The organism is Mesorhizobium sp. M4B.F.Ca.ET.089.01.1.1 (genome assembly GCF_004022605.1).
Classification (GTDB): domain Bacteria; phylum Pseudomonadota; class Alphaproteobacteria; order Rhizobiales; family Rhizobiaceae; genus Mesorhizobium; species Mesorhizobium abyssinicae.
In genome coordinates this window covers 1-10,726 of record NZ_RZOS01000183.1, presented here as the reverse complement: position 1 = coordinate 10,726, position 10,726 = coordinate 1, and the positions used below count along the sequence as shown (strand labels likewise).

8 protein-coding genes and 1 pseudogene are annotated in these 10,726 nt (G+C 61.6%); 3 read left to right on the top strand and 6 right to left on the bottom strand.

The features are described 5' to 3' along the window. The first annotated feature begins 108 nt into the window (after nt 1–108). Nucleotides 109–1,326 carry an FAD-dependent oxidoreductase gene (locus tag EN780_RS18145; RefSeq protein ID WP_128274893.1) on the top strand — a complete coding sequence of 406 codons (1,218 nt, stop codon included), beginning with the start codon at nt 109–111 and terminating at the stop codon, nt 1,324–1,326. 73 nt (nt 1,327–1,399) lie between these two features. Here EN780_RS18145 and EN780_RS18140 read toward each other — a convergent pair whose 3' ends face one another. The 6 genes and pseudogenes from EN780_RS18140 to EN780_RS18110 all read right to left on the bottom strand — a co-directional run bounded on the left by EN780_RS18140 (nt 1,400) and on the right by EN780_RS18110 (nt 8,862). Continuing rightward, a complete protein-coding gene (locus tag EN780_RS18140) occupies nt 1,400–4,969 on the bottom strand; it encodes a CHASE domain-containing protein (RefSeq protein WP_128274892.1) in 3,570 nt (1,189 codons plus the stop codon). Between the two features lie 333 nt (nt 4,970–5,302). Further along, nucleotides 5,303–6,112 carry a hypothetical protein gene (locus EN780_RS18130; RefSeq protein ID WP_128274891.1) on the bottom strand — a complete coding sequence of 270 codons (810 nt, stop codon included), beginning with the start codon at nt 6,110–6,112 and terminating at the stop codon, nt 5,303–5,305. Nucleotides 6,113–6,361: 249 nt separating this feature from the next. Then, nucleotides 6,362–6,727: a hypothetical protein gene (locus EN780_RS18125; RefSeq protein ID WP_128274890.1), complete on the bottom strand. Its 366-nt coding sequence runs from the start codon at nt 6,725–6,727 to the stop codon at nt 6,362–6,364. Nucleotides 6,728–6,869: 142 nt separating this feature from the next. Further along, complete coding sequence (locus EN780_RS18120) at nt 6,870–7,655, bottom strand: hypothetical protein (protein ID WP_128274889.1); 786 nt, start codon at nt 7,653–7,655, stop codon at nt 6,870–6,872. A 202-nt stretch (nt 7,656–7,857) separates the two neighbouring features. After that, nucleotides 7,858–8,195 (bottom strand): annotated as a pseudogene (locus EN780_RS18115) (N-6 DNA methylase). An 88-nt stretch (nt 8,196–8,283) separates the two neighbouring features. Further along, nucleotides 8,284–8,862: a hypothetical protein gene (locus EN780_RS18110; RefSeq protein ID WP_128274888.1), complete on the bottom strand. Its 579-nt coding sequence runs from the start codon at nt 8,860–8,862 to the stop codon at nt 8,284–8,286. Nucleotides 8,863–8,890: 28 nt separating this feature from the next. On the opposite strand from EN780_RS18110, the gene EN780_RS18105 reads away from it, so the two are divergent. Both EN780_RS18105 and EN780_RS18100 read left to right on the top strand, forming a co-directional pair. Then, nucleotides 8,891–10,174 carry an IS66 family transposase gene (locus EN780_RS18105; protein ID WP_128274887.1) on the top strand — a complete coding sequence of 428 codons (1,284 nt, stop codon included), beginning with the start codon at nt 8,891–8,893 and terminating at the stop codon, nt 10,172–10,174. Between the two features lie 4 nt (nt 10,175–10,178). Next, complete coding sequence (locus EN780_RS18100; RefSeq protein ID WP_128274886.1) at nt 10,179–10,610, top strand: hypothetical protein; 432 nt, start codon at nt 10,179–10,181, stop codon at nt 10,608–10,610. Nucleotides 10,611–10,726: the final 116 nt, after the last annotated feature.

Here is a 10,726-nt window from a genome sequence, read left to right as displayed (position 1 = left end):
CCGCTATCTTGTCGACGGCTTCACCATGGTGGCTGTCGGGTCGGACCTTGGTTTGCTTGCGCGGGGTTCCGATGCCCTGATCGCTTCCTTCAGGCAGTAGGAAGAATCATGGCGATCCCTCCCTACAAGGCCCCGTCGCGCTCGGCCTACGACATCGTCATCGTCGGCGGCGCGGTCATCGGTTCGTCGACGGCCTACTGGCTGACCCAGGCGCTGGGCAGCGGCGCCTCGATCCTCGTGGTCGAGCGCGACTCGAGCTACGAGTTCTCCTCGACCGCGCTTTCCACCAGCGCCATCCGCCAGCAATATTCCAATCCGATCAACGTCAAGATCAGCCAGTTCGGCATCGAGATCATCCGCGGCTTCCAGGAGCGCATGGCGCCCTTCTACAAGGACGAGCCGGCGCCCGACCTCGGCTTTCGCGAGCACGGCTATCTCTACTGCTGCTCGCCCGAGGGCGTGGACGCGGCGCGCGAGCGCGTCGAGCTGCAGCGCAGCCTTGGCGCCCACACCGTCTTCCTCGAGCCGGGTCCGCTGAAGGAGCGTTTCCCCTGGCTCAATGTAGAGGATCTCGGCGGCGGATCCTGGGGCTCGCGGGAAGAGGGCTGGTTTGATTCGATGGGCATGATGAACGGCTTCCGCCGCGCCGCTCGCGCCGGCGGCGTCGAATACATCGACAACGCCGTGACCGGACTGGATCTCGCCGATGGGCGGGTTGTTTCAGTCCGCCTCGCGACCGGTCAGACGGTCGCCTGCGGAACCCTGGTCAACGCCGCCGGCCCGCGCGCGCAGCAGGTCGCGGCGATGGCTGGCCTGTCGATCCCCGTGGCGCCCTACAAGCGCTACAGCTTCGTCTTCGCCAGCGCCAATCCGATCCCTGGCCGCATGCCCAACGTCATCGACCTCTCCGGCACATTCGTGCGCCCGGAAGGCGAACTCTTCCTCACCGGCAACACGCCGCAGGGTGACGGGCCGGCCGACTACGACGACTTCGAAATGCACTTCGAGGAGTTCGACGACCATATCTGGCCGGCGCTGTGGCACCGCATTCCGGCTTTCGACGCGCTGAAGGTCCAGACCAGCTGGACCGGTCACTATGAATACAACATGCTCGACCACAACGGCATCGTCGGCTTCCACCCGGAGGTGAGGAACTTCATGTTCGCCAACGGCTTCTCTGGACACGGCCTGCAGCAGTCGCCGGCCGTCGGTCGGGCGGTATCGGAGCTCATCGTCCACGGCGCCTTCCAGACGCTCGACCTGTCGCCCTTCTGCTACGAGCGCATTCCGCGCAACGAGCCTTTCCTGGAAGAAGCGGTGATCTGAGCCCGGCTGCGCCGAACGGGCCCGATGAAGGTCGCCACGACGATGGCCGACGGGAGGTCCGAGGACCAGCCTGTCAGGCAGCAGATTTGAGCGCCTCGATCTTGCTCAGGACAGCGTCACGCGCGCGTTCGTAGCGTTGCAGGGCTGGCATCAGGTCGGCACCATCGATGCAGCACGTCTCAATGTCGCGGCACAGATCGGACAGTGTTTCGAAGCCGAGCATGCCGGATGACGAGACCAGCGAATGGGCATCTCTCTGGACGACGTCCCGTTCGATGGCGTCAGGCGAGATCGACACCAGCCGGGTTCTGAGCACGTCGGCCAGCTTGTCGAGCAGCTGGTTCACCCTGTTCTTGCCAAGCACTTTTGCCAGGTTTCCGAAGACGTCGGCATTGAAAACGCCGTCCCGATCGGCGGTCGCGCCCGGTTCGTCGGCGCCTCGGTTAGGTCTGCCGCCGGTGTTGCGGACGATCGCCGCCAGCAATTCGGGCTGCTTGAAAGGCTTTCCGACGTGATCGGTCATGCCGGCGGCCCACAACTCGGAGAGCTGGAACGGCAGCACATTGGCGGTCAACGCGACAATCGGGATGTCCCGGACCGGGGAATTCAGCTCCCGAATATGCCGGGTTGCGGTCAGCCCATCCATGACTGGCATCTGAACGTCCATCAGCACGATATCGTAGCTCCGGTTCTGCACGGCTGCGACTGCTTCCGTGCCGTCAACCGCGACATCGACCTCATGGCCGTGAGCCCGAAGCACCGCACAAGCTATGTCGCGGTTGATCTCCATGTCCTCGACCAGCAGTATCCGGGCCGGTGCCGTCGTCTCGTTCATCGCCTGGACAAACCGCGAAGGTTCGGCGTCCGCGGCGGCCTCGGGAAGTGCCACTTCGAACCAGAACAGTGAACCCTCCCCGGTGGTGCTCTCAACGCCTATCCGTCCCCCCATCAGTTCGACAAGGCGTTTCGAGATCGCCAGTCCGAGACCGCTGCCGCCAAATTCACGACGGACCGATCCGTCAACCTGCGAGAAACGCTGGAACAGACGGTCCTGCTGGTCGGCCGGGATGCCGATGCCGGTGTCGCGGACGGCAAAGCGCAGCCCGATAGAGCCGGCGCCGGCATCGCCGATGCGGTCGACGGCCAGGGTCACGCTTCCCGTGGCGGTGAATTTCACGGCATTGTTCAGCAGGTTGAGCAGCACCTGCCTCAGCCGGTCCTGATCACCGACCAGGTGCGGCGGCAAGGTCGGGTCGATCCGCCGCACCATTGCCAGACCCTTGCGTGCCGCGATGCCGTTGACGATCGAGAGCGTATTGTCGATCAAGGCGCCGAGCGTGAACGGATGAGCGTCGATTTCGATCTGACCGGCTTCGATTCTGGAGAAGTCGAGAATATCGTTGACGACGGTAAGCAGCGCCGCGGCCGACGTCCCGATGCGCTCGGCGTAGCGTCTGTTCTGCTCGGACAGTTCCTTCGAGGAAAGCAGAAGATCGCCATAGCCGATCACGCCGTTGAGCGGGGTGCGGATTTCATGGCTCATCGTGGCGAGGAAGGCCGTCTTGGCTTCGCTCGCCTGCTCGGCATTCGTCTTGGCGATCTCTGCTTCCGCCTTGGCAAGCTTGAGCTCTTCGGCTCTTTCCTGCTGAAGCGTGACATCGCGCTCTGTAACGACCAGCTCGGTGGGAGTTCCCGCTTTGTCGCGCACCAGCTGCAGAGTGATCTCCGCCTGCACCCAGTCATCGTCCTTGCGGTGCAGCGTGAACACGCCTTTCGATTCGCCTATTTCGCCTCGTGCCAGCTTTGCGTACTCGGCCTGGAGGCGGGACCGCTGCTTCGGGTGAACGTCGGAAAATGCGTTCGAGTTCTGAAGCTCCTCCGGCGTGTAGCCGAGTAGCCGCATGCAGGCGGGCGAGGTGTAGAGCCGTGTCCCGTCGAAGGCGACGCGGCTGATCATGTCCGAGCTGTTTTCCGCCAGGAGCCGGTAGAGCGCCTCACGCTCGGCCAGTTCGCTTGTCTTGCGATCGACCAGTACTTTGACGGTTTCGGCACGGCGTGCGAACAGGAACAGCAAGGCGCCGAACAGCGCAGTGAAGACGATGCCGCTGAAAAGCACGAGCAGCGGCTCCTGGCTGGCGACGCTGTGCTCGAACGCGGGCGTGCTGTGCCAAGACAGCGTCCAGCGCTGCTGCATCACGTCGACCTGCTTTCGTATCGAAAACGCAGGCGCGGACGCAGTCTCGTCGGGTTCGCTGCTGTGGTAGATCAATGCTTCGGCGTCCTCGCTGTCGCCGTCATAGACGTGCAATGCCAGCGAGCGGTCTTCGCTTGTGGTCAGCCCGCTCATGAATTTCTGCGCGACGAACGGGGCATAGATCCAACCGGTCAGGGCGGCGCGACGCTCGTCGACCGAATTGAGCGGCACGTTCTTGCGATACATGGGATGGAGCAGGATGAAGCCGTTGCTCTTCGTCTGGTCCTGCACCAGTACGATGCGCTTGGTGATGGCCGGCTGGCCGGTGTCTCGGGAGAGCGTCGCCCCTTCCAGACGATTGCTCTCGAACGCGATGTTCAGTCCGAGGGCCGGGCGGTTCGGTGCCAGCGGCTCGATATAGGTGATGACAAAGCGAGGTCCGCCGGGAACAGCGGGATGGATGGTGAACTGGGGCTGTGTCACTTGAGCCCGCAGAAGGAAGTCCGCTACCTTTTCCACCGGAACGTTTTCGATGTAGCCGATGCCGTTGACGCCGGGCATGCTGCGCTTGAGGTCGAGGACCTCGACATAGGAGCGCCATTCCTCGGCGCTGACGTAGCTCGACCCTTCGAAGAAGCCGACCCCGCCAACCAGGGCCTGGTCGTAGGACGCCAGGCGGTGCATCAGCGCCTGCTCGTTCTCGATCGCCATCGAGGCGAAGATCGCGCTGTTGCGGTCGTAGATGAACTGGTTGCTTGCCTTCCAGCCGTAGAACGTCAGCCCGAGGGGCAAAAGCAGCAGCAGTATCGCAGCAACCGGCAGTGCGCCGAGCGGCGCGCCACGCCAGGTAAGCCGGCGCTTGGCGCCGGGGGCAACGAGCACGATCGGCAAGAAGATGACGATGCCGAGGACGTCGCCGCTCCACCATGTCAGCCAGTTGTGTGCCACGCCGGCGTACGGGACGACTCCGGCGACATAGAGCGAAGCCACACCGACGGTGGGGGCAACGATACAGCTGATCGGAGCGGCTGCGAGGAACAGCGCCATGATATCGCGGATGCCTCTGAGATCGATCGGTAGCCCCACCGCCCGGCTGACCAGCCAGCGGGCGACCAGGGCCTGCACGGTCGAGCCGCCGGCAATCGCGGCCGCTACAGCCAGTTTGTCGAGCGCCCACCCGGTTTCAGCCGAATAGCCGCCGCCGATCACGGCGTTGAGCACCAGCGATCCGATGAAGATCCCCGGCCAAAGTGAGCGCCCATAGGCAAGCAATGCCCCGACCGCGATGCCGGATGCCGGCCAGATGATCGTCGCGTAGCCGGGCGGCACGGCCAGAAGCAGCCCCAGTTGTCCAGTCAGGTAATACAGGGCCGCAACGGCGACGATCCTGGCCAGCGCATGCGACAGCAGCCGTTGCATGGGGTGAAGAACCATCACCAGGCGCGACATGGTTCGCTCACGAACAAAAAGATCGCCCCGACATCCGGCGGTGCGTTACGAAATGATCCGCTCATTCCTGCGACAGCACGCACATTCGTAAGCCAACCCGACGGGATCAGAATTCGGCAGATCGCTGCATCGATCCCGCAGAGATTGCGCCGAACCCGTCAACGTCCGATTAATGCTGCGGTCTTCAGCTGCTCAGATGCGACAGTTCCAGCCCGGTCTGCGAGGCCGACAGGCGTTCTTCCGCCGACCGGAACATATCCTCGAAGGCCAGCTCTCTAGGCACCGGTCTCTCGCGTCATCTTAAGGTGACGATTGAGGGGCGAAGCCCTTCTATCAGGCAAGGGTCTGTTGCACCGGGACCGCCGCGAGGGAGCGCTTTAGGAACCCTGGCGACACCGACCAGCCCCTGTGAGCCTTTTCGGATTGCTCCGTGGCAAACATCATGATCGCGAACGACTGCCGGAAGGTGGCGAAATGAGCGGACATGGAGCCGCCTTCGTCGGGGACCACGCTGTGGACGATGAACTGCTCCCCCACCTCGAAGTCGCCTTGGCGGAGGGTTCGCCCTGGCCCGCACATGGCTAGGAACTCCTTAGGCAGCGCGTCTTGGTAAGCTTGGAGGTTCGAGTACCATTGGACCGCGACGGCCCCTGACGCAATGCGCCCAGTGGTGGCCGTATGTAGTGCAAGGCCGAGCTTCGACCCGAAGATCGTCATCGATCTGGCCACGATAGGTCCGTCGATCCGTACGAAGTTCCCGGAGGGAAGCCGAGGCGCGATGTCTCGGAGGCGGTTCAAGGTGGCGGCCTGGTTCCGGTCAGGCTGGAACTCTCGGGCAAACCCGGGGATTCGCCACATCGAGTTGATGAGCTTTCGCACTTCCTCCCGCCCAGCCCCACTCTTTGGGTTCGGCATCATGCGGCTAAGAGTGGCCGCCACAAGGTCGGCTTCGCGCGATGCCTCGTTGCACTCCCTGCAAGCTCCGAACTCCATACCTTGGGGCCGGTGCTTGCCGTCGAAGATACTGCGGGGCGGGTAGTGCTCCAGGGTCTCGCTTGGCGTGTTCCCGCCGCAGAAGATGCAGAAGGGTTGCTCCCTTCGAATTCGCTGGGAGAACGTCTCCCGCCGCTTGGCCTCTCCCATCCCGGTACCCTCTCGCTAACATGGTGTAGCCCTGGTGAGATGGCTTGCAGTCTGTTCCCGAATCGCCCTTGCTAACTCCTATAAATTAAACATCGATTCTGGCGCTCTGCCATAGTGGGCATACCAATGAACTTTGATGAGTTGCTGCGTTCCGTGCCGACAAGTTGGAATAACAGGCGCGTTCACTTCTTCAAATACATGAGCTTCAGCACAGCGAAAGCCGTCTTGACTAATGGGACTCTTGGGTAGTCAACACCCGGCACATTGAACGATCCCTACGATATCCAATTCGATCTGGCGATTACGGCAGATAGAGCCAAGCTCAAGGAAGCACCCCTTGCCAAGCTGTGGGAAGTCTACAAAGGCGAGAGGGACGTTGGGAAAGGAAACATCCCGGTTTTCTGCAAAATTCGTCGGGTCGAAGTTGGGTGAACGAAGCGGTTGATTGTTCGGCCTATCGTCCGGAAAGATGATGTCTGCTTCGCTCCAAATCGGACCGGAAAGCGTGGCCGGCTTCTGCGGTACGCCCAATGTTTGGACCGAGAGACGAGCGACCCGAGTTAAAAGCGGTTGGCCATAGGCGGTTGCAGCCAAGCTCAGGCGATCGCCGCTCACCGACCGGCCTCGGTTTCATGGCGGCGCTAGCCTGGTAGCGCACCTCGTTCGGGACGATGGGGTCGCAGGTTCAATCCTGCCACTCCGACCAGAACAACCAAGCACTTAGGTTTTCCCGAAAATCGCTTCCTACCGGAAACCCTCAAAATCTCCAGCGGGCGCGCTGCGCCCACAAGTCGAGCGGACCTCGCCACAGGCGCAAGCGGGCCGAGCTCTCGATCTGCTGGTCGAGAGGCAAATCGCCATTGTCCCGAAAGAACCGCGCGATCTGACCGCGCGCGAATGCCTTCTTCCCTGCCGTGTTGTAATGACGAAGGGGAAGCCGGTGCGGGGCTATCTTGCGCCCGCCTTGCGACAGCGCCAGGCCGACGGCGAATTGCTCTTTGGTGTGGGAGCTCACGACGCCGAGCATGTGCTCTATCAATTCGTATGCACTGGCGAGGGCCGGAAGGTTTGCGCGGTGAACCCCCACGATCCCGCTGTTCCACATGACCTCGCGCCCGGTGATCCTGTAGTCGCCGAGGCGGAGCCCCTTGTTTTCAATTTCGTAACCGGCGGGAATGCCCTCGCAAAGCCTCATGATCGACTGCGAGGGAGAAATTCTGGCGAAGCCCTTCGAAGCGTCGCCGACCGGGTAGATATCCGTATCCATGAAGAGTAGGCGCTCTGTCCGCTTCAGGAGCTCGATCAGCCCGCCGGCCTTGATGCCGAACACATAGCGGTTGCCGAAAGACATCTCCGCCATTTGATCCGAGGATAGCGGCAACGTCTCGACCGGATACCCGGCGTAGAATTGCGGCCTATCTGTCGCGATCGTGATCCGCGCGTGCGGCGTAAAATGCAGCAACCTTAAAGCGCTGAGAAGCGCTCCGCGATGATAGAGATCGTCATCACCGAAGGCGATGTAACCGTATGTCTCACTATGCATTTTTGGCAGGCCAGAACTTTCGTCAATTCGGGTCCAGGGATCGCGACCGACAGGCGGCCACTCCCGGCAGCGCGTACCTCATAGTCGATCGTCGTCGCGGCGCAAGTCCCGGCGCCGGCGAGCCGCCCTTCCGCTCGATCATGAAATAGCCATTGCTCTTTGCCGGGCCGACCAACGGAACGGCCGCCGAGATAGGCCACCTTCAGCGTGTTGCCCGGCAAGTTCTGGTCGAGGATGCCCGGTCGACGAAGGGCTCGTCATAATAGCCGTTCGCGTCCATGATCGTGCCACCAAGTCCATGCACGGCAAGGTTCATCTTCGCCAGGCGCAATGTTTCGCTGACCTTCTCGATGGCGTAGATGGAAAGCTCCTTTTTCTGGAGCAGTTGGTGCGAGCGAACGAAATCCCCAGAATGGACAAACATACCCCCGAACCGCAGGCCGGGTCGAGGATACGTCCGCGATAGGGTTCGATGATTTCGACGATGAGACGGACGATGCTCGACGGCGTGTAGAACTCGCTAGTCGGCCTTTGCCGCAAGAATTAAAAGCGGGTCAAAGCCATCAAATGCGACTCCGGCGCCGCCCCCGCCTAGAGTCTCTCTCGCAGCACCAGCTGATTCCTTGCGCTATTGGTTTCGTGAGTGCCTGGATCCAAGCGCAGGCTTGAAATGAGTTGGGGTCCCTCGGGTGCGAGTTAGTCGGTGGTAACGGTCGCTCGGGATCTCCATAACTGCGACGTGGTCGAGGTTGGCGTATCGTGCCCGGTAGTAGCCCTCGCTCTCAATTTCAGTGAATGTGTGCGGCGGAACCTGAAAGATCGCAGCCGCCTTCATTCCGAAGAAAATACTAGCGGCTACTTCGTCAAAGAAGTTCCACTCATCCTCTCCCTGGTCGTACGTGACACGCACAAAGGAGACCATGCGCATTGCTTTATCCTCGCCTATATCTGCGATTATAGCCTCACAATCTTCCCTAAGATTTTCAGGAGCCTCGCCTATTTCCAAGTCGTATAAGGCTCGATAGACTTCCGCAGGATAATATGCGGGCATTGGCTCAACGTCATCGCCAATTAATTCTATGGATTTGGCGTATCTAAGATTGATAAGAATAAGTTTATTATCAAGTGTCGAGCAGTAAATCCAACCATGAGATTTTGATACTTGCGGAAAGAATTCAAATTTTGTAATTGCCCACCCCCTTGCCAACGGGGTCGAAGCCTGAATCCATGACGGTATGGATCGCGGTGATTTGCAGCGGCTGTCGAAGGACGAACTGATAGACTTGGTGCTGCGGTTGCAGCGGCCGGAGAAGACGTCGCGAACGTCGTCGAAGCCTCCCTCGACCGACCGCAAGGAGCGACGCGACAAGGCGAAGCCGGGTGGCGCCAAGCCGGGACATAAAGGTCACAGCCGTGCTCTGAGCGAGGATTTCGATCGCATCGTCGATCATCATCCCGACCAATGCACTTGCTGCCGGGTCAGCCTATCGAGCGGTCTTCCCGTCGAGACCGTGAGCGAGCACGAGACGATCGATCTTCCGGAGATCCGACCCGTTGTGGAGCGGCACCGACGGCTTTCGGTGCGATGCCCGTCCTGTGGGACGCTGGTGATTGCTCCGGTGCCGGCCGCAGCGAACGGCACCCCCTTCGGGCCGCGCACTCATGCGGTTGCAACCTATCTGAAGACCTTCCAGGCCTTGTCCTACGAACGTTTGCAAGGTGCTTTCGCCGATCTCTTCGGGCTGACGATCAGCCAGGGCGGCCTGATGAACATGCTTCGGCGTTCACAGGCAGCCTTCGCGCCCGAGCGCGACGCGGCCATCGCCGCCCTGCGCCGGGCAAAGGTCGTGGCCTCCGACGAGACCGGCGTCCGCATTGAGGGCAGCAACGCTTATCAATGGGTGTTCCGCTCGAGCGAGGCGGTCGTCCATCGCGCCGCTTTGACCCGCGGCGCCATCGTGGTGCGCGACCTGATGGACGGCCATCGGCCGCAGGTCTGGTGTTCCGATCGCTATTCGGCGCAACAGGGGCATGGCATGGCGCATCAAACCTGTCTCGCCCATCTCGCCCGGGACGTCGCCTACGCCGACGAGACGAGCGATGATATGCTGCCATCGCGGCTTCGCCTCTGGCTGAAGCGGGCCTTTGCCCTGGCCGGCGGGATCGAGACCTTCGCGGCCTCGACGATCGCGGCCAAGCGCCGGGCCCTGGAGCGAAGTCTTGCCGACATCCTCCGTGCGCCGACCGCGTGCGATCTGGCGCGTGACCTTCAGATGAAGTTTCGGCGCGCCCGCGATCAGCTCCTGGTCTTCGCCGCCTATCCCGGACTGGTGGAGCCGACCAACAACGCCTGCGAACGCGCCCTCCGTCCCGCCGTCATTCAGCGAAAGGTCACCAACGGCTTCCGCGCCATGTGGGCCGCCAATGGCGAGGCCGACGTGCGAACCGTCGTCGACACCGCACGCCTGCGCACCGGAACCAACGCCTTCAAGACTATCCTCCAGACCGTCGGCGCCTGAAATCATGACTGAGCCCGCGACCTTGATCTTGCGAGCCTCTCTTCGGGCCAGGCTTTATCGGGACATAGAAGTGTCGAGCTCGAGCATGCTCGCCGATCTGGCCGAAGCCATCGTAGCGGCATATGGCTTCGACATGGACCACGCCTACGGCTTCTACTCAAAACTGACGGGAAAGCTGTTCGACTCGCCCCGGCGGTTCGAACTTTTCGCCGACATCGAGGGGAGTGGCTCTCGCAGCGTTAAGCGTACGCGCGTCATCACGGCCTTTCAGAACGTGGGCTCGGCAATGACTTTCCTGTACGATTACGGCGACGAGTGGCGCTTCCACGTTGAAGTTGTTGAAACTGGGCAGGCCCAGCCCGGAGCCGATTATCCGAGGATCGTCAGCAAGTTCGGCAAGGCTCCCCCGCAGTACCCCGACATCGAGGACGAATGACGGCGCACTGTGCCGCCCCCCGAATTCAGGGCGTGGGTAATTACCAAATTTTGTAGCTGAGTGAGAAATGAGAAGCGTGCATTTTCAGCTATTGGATATCTTCGAATACCGGAAGC